Origin of the sequence: Tautonia sp. JC769, assembly GCF_040717455.1 — a bacterium.
Lineage (GTDB): Bacteria > Planctomycetota > Planctomycetia > Isosphaerales > Isosphaeraceae > Tautonia.
In genome coordinates this window covers 74,555-96,242 of record NZ_JBFEFH010000017.1, presented here as the reverse complement: position 1 = coordinate 96,242, position 21,688 = coordinate 74,555, and the positions used below count along the sequence as shown (strand labels likewise).

General features: G+C 67.4%; 21 protein-coding genes. 8 read left to right on the top strand and 13 right to left on the bottom strand.

What is annotated here, in order from left to right; genetic code table 11:
• Positions 1-69: 69 nt before the first annotated feature.
• The 5 genes from AB1L88_RS17070 to AB1L88_RS17050 all read right to left on the bottom strand — a co-directional run bounded on the left by AB1L88_RS17070 (position 70) and on the right by AB1L88_RS17050 (position 7,084).
• Complete coding sequence (locus AB1L88_RS17070; protein ID WP_367097886.1) at positions 70-4,059, bottom strand: Tex-like N-terminal domain-containing protein; 3,990 nt, start codon at positions 4,057-4,059, stop codon at positions 70-72.
• 190 nt (positions 4,060-4,249) lie between these two features.
• Positions 4,250-4,621, bottom strand: coding sequence for a DUF3140 domain-containing protein (locus AB1L88_RS17065; RefSeq protein ID WP_367097885.1), 372 nt, complete (start codon positions 4,619-4,621; stop codon positions 4,250-4,252).
• A 138-nt stretch (positions 4,622-4,759) separates the two neighbouring features.
• The gene (locus AB1L88_RS17060) at positions 4,760-5,641 is read right to left on the bottom strand and encodes an SDR family oxidoreductase (protein ID WP_367097884.1); all 882 of its coding nucleotides are present in this window, start codon (positions 5,639-5,641) and stop codon (positions 4,760-4,762) included.
• 364 nt (positions 5,642-6,005) lie between these two features.
• Entirely contained in the window at positions 6,006-6,284 is a 279-nt protein-coding gene (locus tag AB1L88_RS17055; RefSeq protein WP_367097883.1) for a hypothetical protein, read from the bottom strand.
• 275 nt (positions 6,285-6,559) lie between these two features.
• Positions 6,560-7,084, bottom strand: coding sequence for a hypothetical protein (locus AB1L88_RS17050; protein ID WP_367097882.1), 525 nt, complete (start codon positions 7,082-7,084; stop codon positions 6,560-6,562).
• A gap of 267 nt (positions 7,085-7,351) precedes the next feature.
• Here AB1L88_RS17050 and AB1L88_RS17045 point away from each other — a divergent pair, with 267 nt between their 5' ends.
• A complete protein-coding gene (locus AB1L88_RS17045) occupies positions 7,352-7,762 on the top strand; it encodes a hypothetical protein (protein ID WP_367097881.1) in 411 nt (136 codons plus the stop codon).
• A 9-nt stretch (positions 7,763-7,771) separates the two neighbouring features.
• Complete coding sequence (locus AB1L88_RS17040) at positions 7,772-7,933, top strand: hypothetical protein (RefSeq protein WP_367097880.1); 162 nt, start codon at positions 7,772-7,774, stop codon at positions 7,931-7,933.
• Between the two features lie 699 nt (positions 7,934-8,632).
• Here AB1L88_RS17040 and AB1L88_RS17035 read toward each other — a convergent pair.
• Positions 8,633-9,382 carry a hypothetical protein gene (locus AB1L88_RS17035; protein ID WP_367097879.1) on the bottom strand — a complete coding sequence of 250 codons (750 nt, stop codon included), beginning with the start codon at positions 9,380-9,382 and terminating at the stop codon, positions 8,633-8,635.
• A 292-nt stretch (positions 9,383-9,674) separates the two neighbouring features.
• Here AB1L88_RS17035 and AB1L88_RS17030 point away from each other — a divergent pair, with 292 nt between their 5' ends.
• The 5 genes from AB1L88_RS17030 (at position 9,675) to AB1L88_RS17010 (ending at position 13,201) form a co-directional block, all read left to right on the top strand.
• On the top strand, positions 9,675-10,136 hold the full coding sequence (locus tag AB1L88_RS17030; RefSeq protein ID WP_367097878.1) for a nucleoside 2-deoxyribosyltransferase: 462 nt from the start codon (positions 9,675-9,677) through the stop codon (positions 10,134-10,136).
• A gap of 251 nt (positions 10,137-10,387) precedes the next feature.
• Entirely contained in the window at positions 10,388-10,570 is a 183-nt protein-coding gene (locus AB1L88_RS17025) for a hypothetical protein (RefSeq protein ID WP_367097877.1), read from the top strand.
• Positions 10,557-10,760, top strand: coding sequence for a hypothetical protein (locus AB1L88_RS17020; RefSeq protein ID WP_367097876.1), 204 nt, complete (start codon positions 10,557-10,559; stop codon positions 10,758-10,760). Before AB1L88_RS17025 ends, AB1L88_RS17020 begins: the two co-directional genes overlap by 14 nt.
• Before the next feature lie 608 nt (positions 10,761-11,368).
• Entirely contained in the window at positions 11,369-12,415 is a 1,047-nt protein-coding gene (locus tag AB1L88_RS17015; RefSeq protein WP_367097875.1) for a DUF1559 domain-containing protein, read from the top strand.
• Positions 12,416-12,505: 90 nt separating this feature from the next.
• Positions 12,506-13,201, top strand: a complete 696-nt coding sequence (locus tag AB1L88_RS17010) for a redoxin domain-containing protein (protein WP_367097874.1) — start codon at positions 12,506-12,508, stop codon at positions 13,199-13,201.
• Here the strand turns inward: AB1L88_RS17010 and AB1L88_RS17005 are convergent, their stop codons facing one another.
• The 4 genes from AB1L88_RS17005 to AB1L88_RS16990 all read right to left on the bottom strand — a co-directional run bounded on the left by AB1L88_RS17005 (position 13,202) and on the right by AB1L88_RS16990 (position 18,665).
• Positions 13,202-14,092: a DUF1223 domain-containing protein gene (locus tag AB1L88_RS17005; RefSeq protein WP_367097873.1), complete on the bottom strand. Its 891-nt coding sequence runs from the start codon at positions 14,090-14,092 to the stop codon at positions 13,202-13,204.
• 140 nt (positions 14,093-14,232) lie between these two features.
• Positions 14,233-14,607, bottom strand: a complete 375-nt coding sequence (locus tag AB1L88_RS17000) for a TMEM14 family protein (protein ID WP_367097872.1) — start codon at positions 14,605-14,607, stop codon at positions 14,233-14,235.
• A 413-nt stretch (positions 14,608-15,020) separates the two neighbouring features.
• Positions 15,021-16,370: a DUF1501 domain-containing protein gene (locus tag AB1L88_RS16995; protein ID WP_367097871.1), complete on the bottom strand. Its 1,350-nt coding sequence runs from the start codon at positions 16,368-16,370 to the stop codon at positions 15,021-15,023.
• Positions 16,371-16,685: 315 nt separating this feature from the next.
• Positions 16,686-18,665 (bottom strand): acetylxylan esterase, encoded by a 1,980-nt coding sequence (locus tag AB1L88_RS16990; protein ID WP_367097870.1) that lies wholly within the window; start codon positions 18,663-18,665, stop codon positions 16,686-16,688.
• A 53-nt stretch (positions 18,666-18,718) separates the two neighbouring features.
• Between AB1L88_RS16990 and AB1L88_RS16985 the strand changes: the two genes are divergently transcribed.
• A complete protein-coding gene (locus AB1L88_RS16985; RefSeq protein ID WP_367097869.1) occupies positions 18,719-19,816 on the top strand; it encodes a carbon-nitrogen hydrolase family protein in 1,098 nt (365 codons plus the stop codon).
• Between the two features lie 57 nt (positions 19,817-19,873).
• Here AB1L88_RS16985 and AB1L88_RS16980 read toward each other — a convergent pair whose 3' ends face one another.
• From AB1L88_RS16980 to AB1L88_RS16970, 3 genes are all read right to left on the bottom strand, one after another.
• Positions 19,874-20,173, bottom strand: coding sequence for a hypothetical protein (locus AB1L88_RS16980; protein WP_367097868.1), 300 nt, complete (start codon positions 20,171-20,173; stop codon positions 19,874-19,876).
• Between the two features lie 287 nt (positions 20,174-20,460).
• On the bottom strand, positions 20,461-20,919 hold the full coding sequence (locus AB1L88_RS16975) for a hypothetical protein (RefSeq protein WP_367097867.1): 459 nt from the start codon (positions 20,917-20,919) through the stop codon (positions 20,461-20,463).
• Positions 20,920-21,322: 403 nt separating this feature from the next.
• Positions 21,323-21,682, bottom strand: coding sequence for a metalloregulator ArsR/SmtB family transcription factor (locus AB1L88_RS16970; RefSeq protein ID WP_367097866.1), 360 nt, complete (start codon positions 21,680-21,682; stop codon positions 21,323-21,325).
• Between the last annotated feature and the right edge of the window lie 6 nt (positions 21,683-21,688).

Here is a 21,688-nt window from a genome sequence, read left to right as displayed (position 1 = left end):
CGGAACACCCGCGAGGAGGACGGGAGGCGATCGTCCGGTCTGGCCCGCCGAGGAGGGCGATGGTCGCACTCACTCGGCCGGTTTGGGATCCTCGGCCTGTTGGTCCGAGGGGGGGGGAGCCGGCGTACCCTGGTCGGGGGATGGGGTCGACTCGCCTTGAGGGGCCGAGGGGTTGGGCTGGGCCTCTCCCCCCTGCTGCTCGGAAGGTTCGTCTTCGACCCGGGCCTTCCAGAGCTGGGCGAGCTGGCCGAACGATCGGAGGGGTACAGATCCCTTGATCGCATCCTGCGAGAGCGGCTCGGGAGGGGGGGCAGGCTTGCGTGGGGTGGTCGGGCGAGGGGGAGGCGGCGATCCTCCTTGATCCGACCGACCGCCACCGGGGCCACCCCGACCGCCACCGGGGCCACCGCGACCGAAGCGGCCGGCCCCGCCACCGGGGCCACCGCGACCGCCGGGGCCGCCTCGCCCGCGCTGACCTTGCTGGGCTCGCATCGGAGGGCCAGGCACGCGGCCGGAGCCGGGACGGCGTTCGCCGGCGTCCGAGGAGGGGCCGGCACCCTCGGGACCAGGCCCCTGGGCGTCCTGAGAGCGGCCGGGGCCTCGGCCTCGGCCTCGGCCGCGAGGGGGACGCCCTTCACCCTCGGCGCCGTCGCCGTGGCCGCGGCCCTTCGGGCGTTCGGTGCCGGGGGGCACCATCGTGAGCGAGACCTTCTTGCGATCCTGGTCGACGCTGAGGACCCAGACGGTGACCACGTCCCCGACGCTGACCACGTCGTGCGGGCTCTTGACGTAGCGGTTGGCGAGCTGGCTGATGTGGACGAGGCCGGAGTCCTTGAGGCCGATGTCGACGAAGGCGCCGAAGTCCACGACATTCAGGACGGTGCCGCGAAGCTCCATGCCGGGCTGGAGGTCTTCGAGCTTCAGGAAGCCCTTCTTGAAGACGGGCTTGGGCAGGTCTTCGCGGGGGTCGCGGCCGGGTCGGGCGAGGGCTTCGAGGATATCGAGGAGGGTCGGCTCGCCGAGTTCGAGCTCCTGGGCGATGGCGGCGAATTCCTCGGGCTTGTCCTTCAGTTCGAGCAACCGAGCCTGGAGGGCGGCGAGCCGTTCCTTGTCGAGCAGGGCAGACAGCTCGAAGCCGAGGCGGGCCAGGAGCTTCTCGGCCGCCGGATAGCTTTCGGGGTGGACCCAGGTCCGGTCGAGCGGATGTTCCCCTTCGAGGATTTTGAGGAAGCCGGCGGCCTGGGTGAAGGTGGCATCGCCGATGCCCTCGACCTGCAAGATCTGGTCGCGTCGAGCGAACGGGCCGTGCTGGCTCCGAAACTCGACGAGCCGGCGAGCGGTCAGCGAATTGAGCCCCGAGACGTGCCGGAGCAAGGGGATGCTGGCCGAATTGAGATCGACGCCGACGTAATTCACGCAGCTCTCGATGACCGATTCGAGCGATTCCTTGAGCTGCTTCGTGCCGACGTCGTGCTGGTAGAGGCCGACGCCGATGTTCTGGGGCTCGATCTTGACCAGCTCGGACAGGGGGTCCTGGAGCCGCCGGCCGATGGAGACGGTGCCCCGGGTGGTGGCGTCGTAGTTCGGGAACTCTTCCTTCCCGACGGGGCTGGCCGAGTACACGCTGGCCCCGGCCTCGTTCACGATGACGTACGAGAGGCGGGCGAGGATCGGGTCGGCCGCGTGGGGCATCGGCGGCGGCGGCGGCCCCTTCGGCTTGGGACGCTGGTCGCGGTCGCGCTGCTTCTTGCCGGAAGCCTGCTGTCCCTTGGGCTTGCCGGTGCTGCCGACGGGGGGCTTCGTCAGGTCGACCACGGCCGAGGCCGCGGCCCCCTCGGCCCCCTGCCCTTCGGCCGCCTCGGCGGAGGGGATGGCCGAAGGATCAGGCGCCTCGGGCGACAATGGTGCCGCCTCGATCTCGCCCGCGCCGAGTTCGGCCTGGGCGATCTCGGCCTCGGGTTGCGGGGCGTGATCGAGGGCCGGTCGATCGGCGTCGGACGCCTCGGCGACCGGGGCGGCGACCGGTTCAGTGCTGGAGGTCACTTGGGCGGGGGCGCCGGCGGGGGCCTCGGTCATCGCCCCGACGTCAGCGGAGCCCTGACCATCGAGGACCGGGGCAGATGCCCCAGGACCTGCAGTCGGTGCCTCGGTGCCGGAGAAGTTCGAGAACGACTGCGAAGACTCCGGCCCTTCCGGCGGGGGGACGCGATCGTTGGTTGCCTGGTCGGGCTGCTCGGCCTCATGCTCGACCGAGGAGTGCTCCCCTCCCGATTCCGGTTGAGCGGGGGGGGCGCCGGGGTCCGGCTCGGCAGGGAGGTCGGGCTTCGGCCCGGCGGGAGGGGGATCCTGCGGGTCGGGCTCGGGCCGGGGCTCGTCGTCGGTCGGGGCACCGCCGCGGATGGGTGGGACGGCTTCGGCGGCGGAGTCGCCGGACTGCGACTCGGCGTTGCCATTGGCGTTCGAGCCATCGGTCGGCGTGGCGTCCGCATTCTCGGAATTCGTGCCGGCGGGCCCGACAGGCGAAGCCTCGGAGACCGCGGGGTGCGGGAGTTCGGGAGCCGGCCCGGGGGCGGTGGGATCAGGACTCTCGGGCACGTCGCCGGCGATGGGGGCGGCGGGGCGTTCCTCGGAGGGGAGCTCTGACGCGGCGGCCGGTTCGGGCGACGCCCCGGCGGGAGCCGGAGGGGCCTCGGCATCGGGGCTAGGGGTCGGGCGGGCGGCGTCGGCGTCGGCCGCCGCTTGCTCGACGAGGCCCGAGCCGAAGGTCTCCGGGGCTTGAAGCGGGGGGAGGTCCTGCACGTCGGGCGGCGGGGGGATGTACTCCTCGCCTCGCAGGGCCATCTCGTGGAATCGGGTCCCCTCTTCGAGGACCTCGACGATGAGTTCCTCGGTCTCTCGGCTGGCGGTGCCGTTGCCGATGGCGATGACCTCGACCTCGTGGCGGGCGACGAGATCCTTGAGGTAACGCTTGCCTTCGGCCCGGCGGTGCGCGGGCATGAGGAAGATGACGCCGTGCTCCTTGACCGTGCCCAGCGGGTCGAGCACGACGACCTTGCATCCGGTACGGAAGCCGGGGTCGAGGGCCAGGACCGTCTGCTTGGGGATCGGCGGCTGGAGCAAAAGGCTGCGCAGGTTGCGGGCGAAGACCTCGACGGCGTGCTGCTCGGCCCGCTCGGTCAGCTCGCGGCGGACTTCCCGCTCCAGGCTCGGCATGAGCAGGCGATCGAGCGCGTCGATCGCGGCGTTGGTGAACGCGTCGGACTGGGGGTGGTCCTCGAGCGGGAGCTGGGCGCGGATGGTCCGCTCCAGATCCTCGCGGGGGACCTCGATCTTGACCTTGAGCGGGCCTTCCTTGTCACCGCGATTGATGGCCAGGACGCGGTGAGGGGGGACCTGGCCGACCGGCTCGGAATATTCGAAGTAATCGGCGTACTTGGTGCCCTGCCCGTCGGGCAGGTTGTCGGCCTTGCGGGTGACGACCCGGCCGAGACGCCAGACGACGCGGCGGACGGCGTCGCGGACGTTGGCCAGCTCGCTAATGGATTCGGCCAGGATGTGCCCGACCCCTTCGATGACCTGCTCGACCGAATCGACCCCCTTGGAGGGGTCGACGTAGGCCTCGGCGGCGGATCGGAGGTCGGTCAGGGTCTCGTCGCGGTTCCAGATGCGCAACGCCAAGGGTTCCAGCCCCTTCTCCCGGGCGTCGCCGGCCTTCGTGCGCTTCTTGGGCTTGAAGGGGAGGTAGAGGTCTTCGAGGCGCTGCGGGGTGTCGGCGCGCTTGATGGCCTCGGCCAGTTCCTCGGTGAGGCGCCCCTGGGCCTCGATCGAGCGCAGCACCGTCTGCTTGCGTTCGGCCAATTCCCGGAGTCGCGCGACCCGACGCTGGATCTCGCGAATGGCCGTCTCCTCCAGGTTCCCGGTTTTCTCCTTGCGGTACCGGGTGATGAAGGGGACGGTGTTGCCCTCGTCGAGCAACTGAACGACGCTTTCGACCTGAAGTCGTCGGATTTGCAGATCTTGTGCAATCCGGCCCAGATCGACGGGAATCGGGGTGTCCATGGGAGCGACCACCTGGCAAGCACGCGGGGACGGCGGAGACCCTCGGGCGCGGGGCCGATCGACAGGGTCGGCGCGCCCGGGTCGAACGTGAACATGCGGCGCGCAACCTGGCCTGTGCGCGGCGATGGAGGCTGCACCTTAGAGGAAGAGACTGTCGAATGTCAAGCGACCGCAACGGGTTCCCGCACATTTAGCGCTTCAGCGGATCGTGGCCCCAGTTCATGAGCGAATGGCGCCAGCGGGTCTCCGTCACGTCGCCGTCGGGTCGTTGACTCAGATGCCGTTTGATGTAGCCGACCACTTTTCGCATGTGAGCGAGGTCGTCCTCATCATATTCGCCCGACTTTTTGCGGAGCAAGTCGACGATCTTCCGGCCCGACTCGTGGCCGACGGATTCGGACGCACCGGACCGACGGCGGCCGGCGGATCGGGAGGGGTCGGTCTGGAGCCACCGTTCGAGCTGCCGGGCGGTCAGGTTGACGTGCTTCTTGAAATTCCGGAGCGTTTCGGCTCGACGCGAGTCGCGTTTCTGCTCGGCTCGGGTGGCGGTCGAATTCGCCATGGTGGTCACACTCCCGGATCGCGTGGTGGGCGGCGAGACGCTGAGGGGCGCTTGAGCGGCGTTGCGGGGGGCACGCCCGCCGTCCCCCCCGGTGCGCCCGGGGGTCACGGCGGGCGAGGCGCGGACATGGGGATCGGGTCAGCCCGCCTGGGTCGTCCCGCCGTAGAGCGAGAGGACCTCGCCGGTGATGTAACTGCTGTCGGGGTTCGAGGCGAAGTAGACGTAAGCGGGGGCCATTTCCTCGGGCTGGCCGGGGCGCCCCATCGGCACGTTGCCGCCGTACTCGGCCATCTCGTCGGCGTCGCGGGCCGAGGCGTTCAAGGGAGTCCAGACCGGCCCGGGTGCCACGCAATTCACGCGGATGTTGCGGTCGACGAGCATCTGGGCCAGCGCCTTGGTGAAGGCGTGGATGGCGGACTTGCTGGCCGAGTAATCGAGGATTGCCTTCGAACCCTCCATGCCGGCGACCGACCCGGTGTTGATGATCGCCGCGCCTGGTTTCAAGTGTTCGAGGGCGGCCCGGGCCATGTAGAAGTACGAGTAGACGTTGGTCCGGAAGACCTTGTCGAGGTCGTCGTCGGTGATGTCGGCGATCGACGCCCGCTTGGGCATGTAGGCGGCATTGTTGACGAGGATGTCGAGCTTGCCGAATTCGCGGACGGTCTGCTCCACGGCGTCCTTGCACGTGGAGGAGTCTTTCAGGTCGCCGGGGATGCAGAGGCATCGACGGCCGACTTCTTCGACATGCTGGCGGACGTGGTCGGCGTCTCGTTGTTCCTCCGGCAGGTAGACGATCGCCACGTCGGCCCCTTCGCGAGCGAAGAGGATGGCCACGGCGGCCCCGATGCCGGAATCGCCGCCGGTGATCAGGGCCACCTGATCGGTCAGCTTCCCGGCGGGCTTGTACGCCTCGGCCGAATGTCTGGGGCGCGGGCTCATCTCGGCATCCAGGCCGGGAGCGTCCTGCGTTTGGGGCTTGAAGGGCGGGGTCGGCTCGTTCAGCGGGGTCTTGGATGCCATCAGACGGTCGCTCCCTGGGTGGTACTGCTCTGTCGGTCGTAACGGGTGGAAATGATGGAAATTGATCGGCTCGCCCCCGGAGACGGCCTCAGCATTGAGATCGCGTGAGACGGCCCGACGGAGTTTCGATCGCTCAATCGGGGTCCGATCGGGAAAGCCCCGTTCCCGCGATCGCTCCCCGTGCCGGATTGCGGCTGCCCCGAGCGGCGCTCGATGACGACGCATCCTCGGCCTGACTTCGACTGATCGATTCGCCCGGGGACGAGCGCCATCGGGTGCGGCGAAATGCCGGGACCCGTCGCGTGCTGCTCGCACCCGGACCGGTGGCGACCGGAATCGGCCGGAACCGATCGCCCCGTCGAGGTTACTTGACGCCACCCAGGCGGCCGGCCGTGTGATGGCCTCGGCCCGCGGTGACGAGGCGGTCGTCACGAGTCCGGGTCTCGCCGTCGGCGCCCTTCTCATCGCGACGTTGCTGCTCGGCCAGCTCGGCGGCCGAAGGCTGATGCTCGCCCTGGGCCTCGGGGGTCCCGTGTTGCTGGCCCTCCTGGGAGAGCTTCGAGGGATCGAAATCCCCCTTGGCCTTGCGCAAGGCTTCGGGAGTCATGTCGGTGTTCGGGGTCGGGGTCGGCTCGCCTGCCATGGTTGATGTCCTCCTGGACGCTCCAGACCGACGACGCAAGCGTCGGGTGTTGCGGTCGGGTGATCCGACCGCGTTCCGAGGGGTCAGGGCAGTGCAAGCCGCGTTCCGGAATCCGAAGGGGGTGGGCGTCCTTCGTGAGAGGAGCGTAGCGGGCCAGTCGGGCACATCCATGCGAAACGGGCGTGGGGCACGCTCTCCGTTGATCCGGAGAACGCGCCCCACGCCCGCACGAGACAAGGCAGGGTGCTCAGGTCAAGACCGTCGGCCCGGGATCGTCAGCCGCCGATGTGCTTGTTCGCGAAGTCGGGGACCCACCAGGGGAACCATCCCGGCCCGGGGACCATCGGGTCGAGGTCGTAGACCGGCACGTAGCAGCCGCCCGAGTAATAGACGTCGACCGGCTTGAACGGTTTGATGAAATTGCCGAAGACCCGTTCCACGTGGTTGAACGGCTCGCAGGTCGCGTCGACCGTCTGGTCGCCAGGCACCCCCCGGAAGTACGGGGTGCGGCAGGACGTGCACCCGGCGGGCAAGACCCGGCCATAGAGGCCGCCGTCTTTCCAGGAGTTGGGGCCGCGGCCCCAGAAGGCCGGGTTGCGGGGCATCCACTTCGAGTTGAAGAAGGTGTCACGCTTCCGGTCGACCGGGAGATTCGGCTCGATGGGGACGATGCGGGTGAACAGGCCGCTCCGTTCCCGGACATCGGGGACGGCCGGGCCGTCCGCCTGAGCATGTGCCAGGGACGTCAGCAAACTGAACGCCGCCAGGACCGCCAGCGGTATCGTGGCGTACGATTTCATCTGTGTTCGCCTCCGTGCGAAGGGTTCGCCCGCGATCGTCCTTGGATTCCGGCCGACGGCAAGGCCGCCCGGCCCGATCAGGGGCCGGGCGGTTCTTGATCCGTTCAATCCCGGAAGGCGGGCTTAGTAGTCAAGCGCCCGGTTCAGGTAAGGCGGGAACGCGAAGAAGTCTCGCGGAGATCGGGTCACGTTGATGTAAGGCACGTATCCCGGGGTCAGGGGGACCGGCCCTCCCGCTCCGACAAAATATCGAACCTTGTTGCTCGGATGCATCCCGTTCAGGTGACCGAGGGCACCGTGGCCGAGGCCCTTCAGGCCGCCCAGCTTGTCGTGCAAGCCACCATGACCGAGACCGTGGCCGCCATGACCGTGGCCGTCACCAAGTCCGTGACCGCCATGACCCAGCCCGAAGCCGTCGCCGTGACCGAGGCCGCCGCCGTGGCCGAGGCCGAGGCCACCACCATGGCCGAGGCCGTTCCCGGCCCCATGACCGAGGCCGAGGCCGCCGAGCAACCCGCCACCGTGCTTGCCGGCCCCGTGGCCGCCGGCCAGCGACGGGTCAAACTGGGGAGAGCTGAGGGGGGCGTGGTGGTCGTGCCCTCCATGCCCCCCCTTCCCGAGACCCAGACCCTTGCCGAGTCCGAGGCCAGAACCGAGGCCACCGTGTCCCAGCCCTGAACCGAGGCCGTGGCCTCCGTTGCCGTGACCGTGACCCACGCCGTGACCAAGGCCGGAACCGTGCCCCATCCCGTGATCATGGCCGCCGTGGCCGAGCCCATGACCCGAGCCGTTCAGATGACCACCGGCGCCGTGAAGGGCACCCTTGAGCTGGCCGGCCGCCCCGTGTAGGTGGCCGGCGGCACCGGCGAGTCCCGCGCCGTGATCCTTGGCATAGTGGCCGTAAGGAATCGCCGGGGCGTAGTAGAGGTCGCCGGTCTGAAGATTACGGGCGTAGGTCACACGGGGAATCGTGTGGACCCAGGGGGCGATGTCCGAAATGAACCCACCCGCCGAGGCATTGCCGGCCAGGGCGCCAAACAGCGCGACAGCCAGTCCCAGTCCTCGCCGATGTCCGATACGCATGGTCAATCCCTTGTGAACATGGCCAGTCTCCCTCCTGGAGTGGTTCGGAACCGAGCGAGGCGAGCAAGTCCGCGCCGTCCTGTGCGGGGCCGTCGCCATCCTCCGACGAAGCCGCTCGAAACCAGGGCAACGATGCAAGCCGATTGGCCCTCCCCCCGCGATTCCTACGGATCGGGAGAGGCCGAGAGCATCGGCGCCGAGTCGAGCGTCTTACCCATTTGAATCGGCCCGAGTGACTCCCCCGCTGGAATCGAACCGTGCGATCGACCCGAGAGGCCGTTCCGCTCGCAACGCCTGGGCAAACTGAGAGCATCGGGCGACGTTTCCGGCGCGGACACCCGAGCAACTCGACGGCGGAACCGTCAACGCACGATGCCCCTGGCACCGGGGGATCGCCGCGTGGCGAGCCCACTGGGCCAGGGGCATTTCGGAGCGTCTGTACCGGTCGGGTCCGCAGCCGAACGCTCAGCGAGGGGCGACGGCCCAGCCCGGCATCTCGTGCATGGAAGGGGCGTAGGCCCCCTGCCTCGCCGAGGCCCGCATGGCGCGAAGGGTCTTGCGCTTCTCGACCCAGTTCATCAAGGTGCTGGTGCCCAGCATGGTCTCCAACGGCCCGGACCGCCGGGGCGCCACGCGACCCGACATCTGGTTCTGATGCCATGCCTCGATCGCGGGATTGGGCGGGATGACCGGAACGCCCGAGAAGCCGTTGTTCATGCTCGCCCCGTTCGGCATGATCGCAGGAGGAGGCGGCGCGGCATGGGGCTTGGGCGTGACATAGCTGGTACGCATCTCGCCGATCGGCATCGGCTCGCCCGAAGCGACTGCGCCGTAAGGGGCCGGTATCGCGTGCTGCCCGGGACCGAGATTGGCGTAGCCGGTGTCGGCGTCGTGCCCGTAGTCGTAGGCGAGATTCGGCGAGGCGTGGCCCCAGGACGGATCGGAGGCGGGGGCGGGAGCATGGCCCTGCGGTTGGGTGTGCATCGGTTGGCCACGCCGATCGACATGGTGACCGGTGGGAATGGAGACGCGATCTCCGCCCCGGAGGCGGCCGAGGATTCCCGAGCGTTCCTCGACGACCGGGCTCGCGTGGCGAGCAGCCATGCAGGCCTCGCAATCGGGCGCGGCATGGGAGTGCGACTGGGCTCGGGCCGTCGCGGGAGCGACCAGGGCCAGGCCGATCAGGGCCGGGGCATAGTGGGCAAGGCGGAGCATCGGGTTGATTCCTCCGGGACAGGTCCTCTTCCCTCGCGGTGCCGGTGGATCGGGAGCCGGGATCCGGCTCCTCCCGGGGCGGGGTATCCTCCTGACACCCCTCGGTCGGCTCGACTCCGATGGCCGGGTCGCCATCGAACAGGCCAGACAACCGCCGCGACTCAACGTTTCAGATCGGCCGCGAAGGCTCGACACCTTGCGTAAAATCGGCACGATCGGGCCGTTCGAGGCAATCCGGCGAGCGAGACCGTCCGTCGCACTCCCCTCGGCCCGAAAGTCTGGAGCATCCGCGATGAAGCTTTACCTTGCCGGCCCGCTCTTCACCCAGGCTGAGCGGTCCTGGAATGCAGCCCTGGCGACAGCATTGACCGAGGCCGGGCACACCGTCTTCCTGCCGCAAACCGCGATCGAACAGCTCGAGACGCTGGAGGCCGAGGCCGTGTTTCGGCTCGATGTCGAGGGGGTCCGGTCGGCCGACGTTGTGGTCGCCGTGCTCGACGGTGCCGACCCGGACAGCGGGACGAGTTTCGAGTGCGGCCTGGCGTTCGCGATTGGCATCCCGATCGTCGCGGTCCGGTCCGACTTCCGGGCCGGAGGCGACGCCCTCCCCGGTCAGCGCGTGCCCACGATTAACCTGATGCTCTCGCAGGCGGTTTCGGCCGAGGTGCTGCTGGCATCGCCCACGACCTCGCTGGAGGACGTCTCGCGAGAAGTCCTCCGGTCGATCGCGAGCCTTCGGGATCGCATCGGGTGACGTCTGAACTTCTTCAGAGGTCAACCCTTGACGGAGGAGAATCGACTCTCAACACTAGGGTCATCTGAGGGGCGTCCCACCTTTTTCCACCCGATCGTCATGTCATTGACCCACGCCGAGCCCGGAGATCGAATCCCGATCCGATCGGCGTGGGCCGTCCTGGTGGTGATCGTCCTGTGCCTGCTCGGTGGTCCCTGGACCAGGGTGTCGAGCGCATCGGCTCCCTCCGCGAGCCCGACGCCGAGACACGCGTGCTGCTGCGGCCCGACCTGCGGCTCGGCATCGTGCTGCTGCACGCCGATGTCACGGCCTGGAAACCCCTCGGCGGCGCATTCGGGCGTTGCTTCCGCCGAATCGCAATCACGATCGCTCGTCCATGGTCAGTTGCTGCCCGTCGATTCCTCGCCGTGCTTTCGTCCGGTGCCCTGCGGTGACGACCAGGAAGCCACTCCTTCGCTCGCGTCTCCCAGGGAGCGTCCTGCGCATCTGGCGGTGCTCGATCGTCGAGCCGTGAAGAAGTCGCGGCCTGCCCTGCCCTGGTTCATCGATCGCTTCACGTCTGCATTGCCCGGCGACCTGCCGGACGAACCTCCCGAGTCCTCCCGGATCGGCGTGCGTTCCTGAGCGGGATTGCCTTGATGTCTTGATGTCGCCCCTGCTGCTCGTCACGAGCCTTCAACCCCGGGACCCATGTCCCTCGAAGGTGTGTGGCAGCCGGCTAGGTACGACCATCATGACATGATGGAGGTCCCCCGGGGTTTGCGCGACGCCAGGAGCCTGGGATGCCCCGTCGCTCGGAGGACGTGCCTCTCGAAGGCTGTCGTCGGATCGCGTTTCCCGTCTTCCCATGGAACCAGCGTGCCCGATCGTGCAACGGGCACGCGTGGAGGGGTTCGGGATCGGTCCGAAGGCGATCGAATGGTCCGTCCTCTGGGCGATTGCCGACACCGCCGCCTCGTGATCGGAACCACTCGGGGACCGCAGAGCCGGGGCCCGAGGCTCACGACACGGCCCGGTTGACGAGCCGGATCCTGCCCCCGCGCCCGGGGTCGACCGCCGATGACATTGCTCGCCCCGCGAGGTGAGCCGGGTCGGACCTCGTCCGTCGGTCGATCCCGATCGGGGAGATCGATCGCCGTACGCGCCGGGCCATCATCTTCAAAACTTTTCGATTCGTGGATCAATTTCCCATACAAGGTTCGTTTCTTGAGATTCAGGAAGGACATTGCGTAATGATTCGCGCCCATCGTCGCCCGGGATTCACCCTCATCGAGCTGCTGGTCGTCATTGCGATCATCGGCGTCCTGATCGCCCTGCTCCTGCCGGCCGTGCAGTCGGCCCGAGAGGCGGCAAGGCGGGCGCAATGCGTGAACAATCTGAAACAAATCGGGATCGCGATGCACAATTATCACGCCACGGTGAATGCGTTTCCCGTGGGGTATCTGTACCCGGCACCCGGTTCCCATGACCCGCAAATCCCGGCGCTGCATTACCGATGGTCGGCGCTGGCGCAACTCTCGCCGTACCTGGAACAGTCGCAGGTGTTCAACGCATTGAACATGGATTGGCCGATTGCCACGGGCGCGTCGGGCAGTTATGGAGTTTCGGGCTCGTTCACGTTTTTTCCGGCCAATCAGACGGTCCGACAAACGGTCGACGCCTTGTTCCTCTGTCCGAGCGATTCGGGGACGCGAGTCGACCCGGTGTCCGGCCCCACGAATTACGTCTTCTCCTCGGGCGACGGCCTGAACGGGGGCCGGACGGCGCCGGGCGACGTGATCAACGCCAACGGGGCATTCTCGACCGTGGTGGTCAGCCTTTCCGCGATTCGAGACGGATCGAGCCAGACGGCGGCGGTGTCCGAGCAATTGCTGGGGCCCGGTGGCCCCCCCTTCGACACGACCTCGCCGTCGCCGATCCCCGATGAACCTGGCCGGTTGTTCGCCCGGTCCGCCAGCCTCCCCTTGACCGAGGCCTCGTGTGCCGCGGCCGGCCGCGGCTGGCGGTTCGACAAGGGGGCGGGCTGGTGGGACGGGGACTTCCGCAACACCATGTATAACCATTTCCTCACTCCCAATTCCCGACAATTCGATTGTCTCGGGCCGTTCGTGCCCCACAATCCCGCCTGGAAAGCCGCCCGGAGCAATCACCCTGGTGGCGTGAACGTCCTCTTCTGCGACGGGCACGTCGGCTTCCTCAAAGACACGGTTGATCCGATCGCCTGGAGGGCCCTCTCGACACGGAACGGCGGAGAGGTCATCTCGGACGACGCCTATTGAGCCGTCGCCTACAATTGACGTGGCACAGGAACCGGCGTGCCGGAAGCCATCCGATCACGCCGGTTCGATCCTTGCGGATCGGGGGCTGGTATGTCGACGAGAGAGTGGGGTTTCGCGATCACCATCTGGGCGTTCTTGCTCGCAGGCGCGTTCGCTTGGTGGCGCTGGGAGGCCAAGGCACCGGACCGCCGGGGACCTCTCGTGATCACGGGCGTCCTCGCCGATGAGGAGCATCTCGTGACTCCCGAGATGCAGGCGGCGAGCGAGGCCATGGCCGACCGGCCCGCGCCGGGGTTCGTGGCGACCAGTCATGAGGGCAGGACGATCGATTCCGCAAGCCTGGTCGGCGATCGACCCGTATTTCTCATCTTCATCAAGGACGGCTGCCCATGCAGCACCTCGGCCGAGCCGTTCTTCGCGCGACTGCACGCGCGCTACGGCGATCGGGCGTCGTTCCTCGGGGTCATCGACGGTGACCCCGAGGTCGCCGATCGCTGGGTGGCCACCCACGGGACACCCTATCCGGTGCTCGCCGATGCGGAGCTGGAGATCGTCCGGGCCTTCGAGGTCCGGAACTCGGCCTATGTCGTCCTCATCGATCGGGAGGGGCAGATCACCGCCCATTGGCCGGGTTACTCCGAGGCCATCCTCCGCGAGATGTCGGCCAGGCTCGCAGGCTTGACCGGCCGGTCCGAGGCGGAGGTCGGTGCCGAGGACGCCCCCGAACTCCCCTACTCCGGATGCCCCTTCCCGCCGGACGACCCGGAAGACCGCGCCGAGTCGTGATCATCGAGGAGGAGGCGGCGGATCATTCCAGGGGGTTGTCGTCGCCTGGAACATGGCTCCCGTCGCCTCGTCCTGGAGGAAGGCGACGACCTGAACGCGGGCGGGGTCGACCCCCTCGGCCAACGTCACGGGAATGGTGACCTCGGTCGGCCTGTCTCGCTGGAGCGTCACGGTTTCGTACTGCAGCGATCGGACGACGTTGTGTTCGATCAAGGTCTCGCCGGCATTCTCACCGGACGGGACGGCGGTGGTCAACGGCCCCTCGGTGATCGCGACGCACGCGAGCAGCTCTTTGCCGGAGAGACGGGCCGTCTTCGCCTGGGCTCGGATCGTCATCGAGCAATGGGCGGGACGATCGGGCGTGGATTCCAAGCGAAGGGTCAGACTTGCCTCGCGACGTGCGCGGGACGCCCGATCAAGCCGGGCTTTCAATAAGGGCCAGAGCGGCCCGGTCCCCTTGGAATGATAGCCGCTCATCGGATAGCGGCCATCGACCATGATCATCGGGGTGAAGTAGAGATCCGGGGTGTTCGCATCGCGCGATTTGAACGCCTCGTGATAGGCCCACTGCCGACCGCTGTTGAACCGATTCGAGAAGGGATCGGGCCAGGGCGTGTTGAAGTAATCAACGTGAAAGGCGAGGGGAATCACCCGATTTCGTCCGTGGCCCTTCTGGATCATCTCCTGGAGCAATCGCTCGGCATTCGGGCAGTAATTGCAGCCCTGGGAGGTGTAGAGTTCGACCACGATCTGGGAACCCGTCGCCTGAACCTCTCGGACCTGCGCCGGCTCTCCCGGCGTCGTTGTCGTCGGCGTCGAGGGTTCATCGGCCGAGCAGAGGCTCGGGGAGGCCAGGCACAAGAGGGTCGCGATCGCCAGGCGATGATCCATTGAGAATGCTCCTCGTTGCTTGGCCCACCGGAACGAGTCCGTCGTTCCGCCGCCTTGACAACGGCCGATTGGGGCTGCGACTCGGAGGGACTGACGCCCGGCGATCGACGCCTATTCGGAGGAATCGGGCAACATCCAGGTCAGCGAGGTTCCTCGACCTCGAAGCCAGGGTCGGGCATCGGGTTATTGGGCGACCCCCGGAGCACGATCACGACGACCAGGACGAGGACGATGAGGCTCAGGACCGCCGTCATTCCCGCGGGCATGAACTTCTTCGTTTCCATGAACCGCTGCGCCATCGATCCCATCACCAGCAAGGCGACGATCCCCCCGAGGATCAGACCGGCACGACTCGCGCCATACGCGGTGATTGCCGCGGCGACGACCGCGAGGACTCCGAACGCTCCGCCGGCAATCAGGGACACCTTGCTCCCGGCCGAGGCCCCCATCACTCCCCCGAGGATGAGCAGCACTCCGTAGATCAACAACACAATGGAACCAGTCGTCGGCGTCATCGAGTCCCTTTCCGAGGTGAGTCACTTGGGGTCGGGCGGCATGACCGAGACGCTCCCATGCTGCCGGGGTGGCCGTGATCCGCCGTTCGCCGGCAGAACCACTCGCCGCTCCGGAGGCCGGACTTCCCGGGGGAATCGGGCCACTTCGAGAGGGAGTGCCACCGTTTCTCGGTTCCCCTGAGAGTGATCCAACATCGCGCCCCGGTCGAAGACCAGTGTATCCCCAACGGCCAGGCTTGTCCCCCTGCCCTCCCGAACCCGGCGAGCCCGACGGGGACGATGCGTGCGAGGGCAGCGTGCTGCGGTGGCTCCTCGCCACGCGGACACACCGAAGGCTTGCCGATCGTGCCGAGGGAGGCCCGGATCGCTCCTTGATCGGAGTCGTCCCGAACCCCGTGATCGAGTCATGGTGGTCAGGACGTCGCCGCCAGTTCCGGAATCGGGCGGCCGTCGGGCGCGATGGGGATGGGCCGTCCGAAGCGGTCGGGGATGGTGGCTTCGGGGTCGATGCCAAGGTGTCGGTAGATGGTGGCGAGGAAGTCGTGAGGTCCGACCCGGCGATCGGCCACGTCTTCGCCGTAGCGGTCGGTGCTGCCGATGACCTGACCGGTTCGGATCCCGCCCCCCGCCCAGATCATCGAGTTGGCGCGGGGCCAGTGGTCGCGTCCCGGCTGGACGGTGCCCGCCTCGCCGCTGGCAACCCCGCCTCCGCTGCTGGCCACGTAAGAAATGCGAGGTGTCCGGCCGAATTCACCCGTCACGATGACCATGACGCGGCGATCAAGCCCTCGAGCGTACACATCCTCGATCAAGGCCGAAACGGCCTGGTCGAAGGCGGGGGCGCGGTGTTCAAGGGCGTCGAAGACGTGGTGATTCACGGCGTGATCGTCCCAGTTCGCCACTCGGCCGCAAAGCGGCCCGTCGAAAGTCGTCGTCACGAGGTCGACGCCGGCCTCGACCAGGCGGCGGGCCATCAGGCATTGTTGCCCCCAGGCGTGCCGACCATAACGGTCCCGGACGCGGGGGTCCTCGCGGCCGAGGTCGAACGCCACGGCGGCCTCGGGGCTGGTCAGGAGGTCGATGGCGCGCTCCTGGAACGTGTCCATCGATTGGACGGAACGAGACGCGTCGATGGCTCGGCGCACGTCGTCCATCCGCCTCCGGAGGCCGAGACGCGTCTGGAGCCGGTGTGCCTCGGCCTCGGGGAGTCCGATGTTCGGCACCCGGAAATCGGGGGCGCTGGGGTCGCCGGTCACGGCGAAGGGCTCGTGCGAGGGGCCAAGGAAGGCGGGACCGGCGATCACGAACCCGTCGTATCGCACGATCGGATTCACCCCGATGTAGTTCGGGAGCGCCCGGGGAGGCCCGCCGGAGCGGAAGTAGTCGGCCACGGCCATGACGTCGGGGAAGACCGGCTCGGGCTTGTCCTGCATGTCGGGATCGCCCGAGAGCAACTGGAGCGACCCCGAAGGGTGGCCGGCACCGGTGTGGGCCATCGAGCGGAGGACGGTGAATTTGTCGGAGATCCGGGCCTGGAGCGGGATCAATTCCGTGAGCTGGAGGCCGGGGGTCCGGGTGTCGATCGGCTTGAACGGCCCGCGATACTCGGAGGGGGCGTCGGGCTTCGGGTCGTACGTATCGAGGTGGCTGCAGCCGCCGCGAAGCCAGACGAGGATCACCGCGGTGCGCTCCGATCGCTCGGCCCCTGCCGCCGCGGCCTCGGCCCGGAGTCGAAACAGGCCGGGCAGGCTGAGCGACCCCATCCCTGCCAAACCGGCACGAAGCAATTCCCGGCGCGTAGGGTTCGGGCGACGATGGGGAGCGGTCAGCGGGTTCATGATCTCGTCCCGAGCGACTGGAGACGGGGAGACCGGACCGACCCCGATCCGCGGGCCGGAATCCGTCGATTTATTGAACCAATGTTACACGATCCGGCTCGCCAGCGGTAGCGAGGTTGAGCCGCTCGTGCGAATCGATTGGGTTACGCCGGGCGTCTCCGCTCCCGATCGACGCCGCCGAGGGAATCATCGCCCGACGGCGTCGATCGCGAGCGGGAGGACGCCGATCGACCGGCAGGCTTACTCGTCGGCGGCCACGTGATGGAGGGGGCGGGGAGCCACGAGCGCCTCGATCTGAGGGAGGTCGAACGCCTCGAGGAGGCCGAAGGTGAACAGTTCCGGAGACTGCTCGTAGGTCCGGCCCTCTTCGAGAATCTCCTTGAGGCTGGCCAGGGGTCGATCGAGCGTGAGCTCCGCGATCAGGTCGGGGCCCAGTGCCGCCGCGACGACCGACACGGCGCTCGCCCGGGGCCCGATGGCCATCATCGAGGGGGGTTCGCCATCGGTCGCGGAGCGAATGGCCTGGGCAGCGGCCAGGATCTGCCCGACCTGCACCCCGAGCGGACGCTCTCCGGTCGTGGCGATCATCAGGGCCCAGAGGTAATCACGCTGAGCCGGGCGAGACTCCCCGAAGAAGAAGGGGTCGATGGCAACGACTCGCTTGTTCTCGGCGAGCAATGCGAGCGCCGCGTCCACAGCTTCGGTCCGGCCGCCGTCGGCGAGCAGGAGCACCGTGCCGGCGAGGTCCTCGACACCTGCCGGTTCCAGGCGGACGGCGGGGAGCGTCCAGGAATCGGCGAGCCGGAGCCGGTAGGTGGTCGCCACGAGCGCCTCTCGCGACCCGTCGCTGACCCGATCGACAGCGATTTCCCCTTCGATCGGCCGAACGAGGGCCCGGAGGGCGGCTCGACGCTCCTCACGCCGGGTCGCGGCGGTGTCGGGATCGTCCGGGAGATCCGGCTCCTGGGGCAACGATTCCGCGAGCTTCAGCGCCAGGAGACGAAGGTCGAGCGAGTCGTCAGGCAGCGGCACATTCAGTTCGTCGGCGGTCTTGACCTCATCGGCGCTGGGAATCTCGTCGGCATCGTAGTCGGGATCGTCCGGGAACCAGTGGTCGCCGATCATCCGATAAAGCGCCTGGCGGTTATCGACTTCATAGTTATGCGTGCCGGGCGAAACGTTGACCTGAAGCCGTAGGTTCGCCTCGCGGTCGAAGAGGGAGTAAATGGGGGCGACCGCCTGGACCAACGGGGGCAAGGCGTGAGGGGCGGCAAAGCAGCAATTGTCTTTCTGATTGAACGTCAGGAGCGTGGGCCGAGGGGCGAGCAAGGCGGTCAGGTGCGTATAGTCGGCCACGGTGGCGAGATCGCAGGGGGTTTGCTCGGAGTCTCCCAGATCGGACAGGTAATCGATCCGGGTCAGGAAGCTCGAATACCCGGCGACCGGGTTCGACAGGGTGATCCGGGGGTCGAGTGCGCTGTAGAAGATCGTCTGCCACCCCCCTCCGGAGAGGCCGGTCAGGCCAACCCGCTCGGGATCGGCGTTGGGATGATCGAGCAAGAGGTCGAGCGCACGGCTCATGGCGAGATAATGCGTCGCGATGCCCCCAGAGCCGCAGAGGTCGATCGCGTTGATCAGGCCGTGTTTATTGCCATCGGTGCGGAGCTGGCCCATGCCGATCCATTCGACGTTCAGGGCGAGCATCCCACGCTTGACCAGATTGATGCAGCGCTCTTGCTTGTAGTCGGCGGCCTTGCCCGCGGCGTCGTGGCCGTTGACGTTCAGCACGACCGGGACGAGGCCCTCGCACTGCTCGGGTTCGTAGAGCAAGGCGGGGATCCAGAAACCGGGCAAGGCTTCGTAACGGAGCTTCCGGATGCGATAGCCGGGGCCGCCCTCGATCGTGTCGAGCCATTCGACCTTGCATTCCGCATCGCGCCAGGCCGCGGCTTCACCGCGGAAAACAACCTGGTCGAGCACCTCGGCTCGGATCTGATCCGCCGTCGCTCGCCACTCCTCCTCGGTCCCGACGTCCGGCATGCGTGGGATGCGAGACTCGACGAAGTCTCGAACCTCGGCCATCGTCGTGTCCCGCTCCAGGACCATACGACCGAGGGCCTCGGCCACCACGTCTCGACTCGGTTCGTCCGCGAGCGACGGGGCGATCGAGCCCGAGAGGATCACGGCGGCGCAACACAGAGACAGCGGAACGTTTGGCATGACGGCCCCTCGCAGAGATCCTGTACCTGGTCGGAACTCCGACCCGTCCACCGATGTTGGCGTCGAGCCGGGTTTCTCGACATCACACCCGAACGGGGACGGCTTCGCCAGCACGTACCGCCCGAAGCCAGATCGAGGGTAAGGTGATACGGCTCGATCAGGATTCGTGCCGATGGCCGAGCTCGATGAGCTGGGGGACTGCAATGATGCCCAAACGTTTCACACAGATACTCGTGGTCCTCGTCGCCGCGACCACACCCACCGTGCACGCGGAGGAACCGTCAGGATCCACCCCCGAGACGCTCCGCGTGGCCGCCGTACAATTGAGATCGACTCGAGGGATCGAGTCGAATGTGGATCGCATCGTCGCACAACTTCGGGAACTTGGGGCGGAAGGGGTTCAGGTCGCCGTCTTCCCGGAGTGCGCGGTCACGGGATACTTCGAGGACGAGGCGACCGCGGCAACGGCCGAGCAACTTCGCTCGGCCGAGCGTCGGATTGCCCGGGCCTGTCAGGAGGCCGGAATCACGGCCATCGTGGGGACCCCGTACCGAGACGGCGAAGCGTTGTACAACTCGGCAATCGTCATCGGCCCGAGGGGAACGGTGATCGAGCGCTATCACAAGGTGCAGCTCGCCGAGCCGTGGCCCACCCCGGGAGATCACCTCTCGGTCTTCCCGGTCGAAGGGGTCCCCTGCTCGATCATCATCTGTCACGACGAGCGGTATCCGGAACTGGTCCGATTGCCGGTCCTGGCCGGCGCTCGGGTCATCTTCTACCTCTCGCACGAGTCGGGCATTCGGCAGGAGCGGAAGGTCGGCCCGTACCGGGCGCAAATCCAGGCAAGGGCGGTCGAGAACTCGGTGTTCGTCGTCCACGCCAATGCCCCGGCGAACGACGACCTGAGCGGCTCGCACGGACAAAGCCGGATCATCGACCCCGACGGCACGATCATGGTCGAGGCGTCGATGTTCGAGGAGGAGGCGGTTCGGGCGAACCTCGAACTTCCTCGAGCCTCGGCCGCCAATGCCATGCGAAGCCTCTCGCGAGGCCCCTTGAGGGACTGGTGGCGTGAGGGAATCGATCGGGTGAGGATCGTGGCGGATCCGACGAACCAATCCGCCGAGGGCCACTCATCTGAGAATCCGTGAGGGCCGGTCACGGCGATGGACCGGCTCCCCCTCAGGTCAGGAGTCGACGGCCCGCGATCAGGCCGCCTCAGACTCGGTCTCGCCGTCTTCGGCCTGATAGACGAGCAGGTCGAGGCGATGGAACGTCTCGTGGGTGACTTCGAACGGGGCGCCATTGATGGCCCAGAGACGCTCGACCACCTCGTCGAGGTCCGAGCCCGGCTCGTCCCAGAGGACCCAGAACTGGGCGTCGCTCCGGGAGACGAGGTCGGCTCCCAGGTCGTTCAAGTAGGCCACCATCTCGTCGCCTCGGTCCGGATTCGCCGTGAAGGTCCAGCGGATCATGTCGATCGAGGGGTCGACCTGCGTCTGGCTCATCGATCACCTCCTGCTCGGTTCGCTCGACCAACAATCTGATCGCTTGCGGTCAGGTCGATCGGCAAAACCACGTCGAGCGTCGTCGCGGACAAGGGTCTCGCGGACGACGCGTGGGGCGTTTGCGAAATCGCCAAAGATTGATCGGCACTCGCCATGCTCAGGCTGGAACGAATCCGCGATCGGCCCCGCCGCCAACGGAACCGACGACCGTCCCTGGTACGATCGACCCGCTTGACGCATCACCTCCTCGGCAATCAAGCTTCGGACATCATGGATTTGAACCAAGATCACTCAGCTCGAATCGCCTGAAGCGCCTGCTCCAGCCGGCCGTAATCGGTGTCGCCCGTCATCCCTTGCAAATCGCCTCGCAAGAGCAGCAGGGCGTGGCGTTCCTGCTCGATCTCGTGGGCGGTTCGTACGCCCATCCGACGGAACAACGGCAAGGGAGGGCACCAACCCTGGATCGCGTGCTGGAGCAAGAACCCTGCCACCACGGTGGGCAACAGGTAATAGCGGCGATCGACGAAAGATCCCAGCGCCATGCCCGCCAGGATGAGACTCGAGGCGTTGGCTTCCAGCACGCGCTCAATATCCCACTCCTGGTCGAGCTGCCGGAGCCGACGGTCGATCGCCAGCGGACCGGCCGAGGCAAAATGACGGATCCGTGCCTCTGTCTGCTGCTGGATCGCCCGGTTGGCGAAATCGGGGGAGTTCTCGGTGATGCGGCCGACCGTGGAGGGGATCATGGCAAGGGCTCCGTGGACCTCTCTGGTGGAGAATCGCCGGATCGACGCCCTGAATTGCACGCGACCCGGCAGTCGCTTGCCCGATTGAACCATGCGATTCGTATGCCGTGATCCACCGGTCGGCCGTCCCGCTCGACGGGGCACCGGCTCACCGATACGCCTCAGGCAGTCGTGTTTCACCCAAGAGGGGTGAGCAGCACGGTCAGGATCGCCCCGTCAAGCCCACCCGCGGGCGTGATCGGGCTTCTCTCAGGTTTGGGTCGGCAGCGTCCATGGCAAGGGCCGCCGAAGGCTCGGGCCGGGGAGGGATGGTCCGTCCGGTCCAGAAAGCGCCCGCCCCATGCGAATACCGCTCCTGGGAACCATGCGACCGCTTCGATTCGTCCCGATTCGGTGAATACGATCAAGCCCCGCCGTCGCCGCCCCAGCCCGACAGCAGTGACTTCTGGCGTTCGACGGCCTGCTGCGCATCCTGAACGATCGTCTCGCACACAAGCTTGCAGAGCCGATCGACCAGCGGATCGTCAAGCCGGTAGAAAACCTGCAAACCCTGCTTCCGACGGCTGACCAGGCCGGCGTCCGCGAGCAGCTTCAGGTGCTTCGACACGTTCGCTTGATTCCTCCCGGTCTCCTCGACCACCTGGGTCACGTTCCGCTCCCCTTGCATCAAGGCGCGGAGGATCGCCAGGCGGGTCGGGTCCGCGAGCATTCGGAACTTCTCGGCCATCACGTCGAGGAACGCGTCGGGAATCGTGGCAGGCATGGGCTT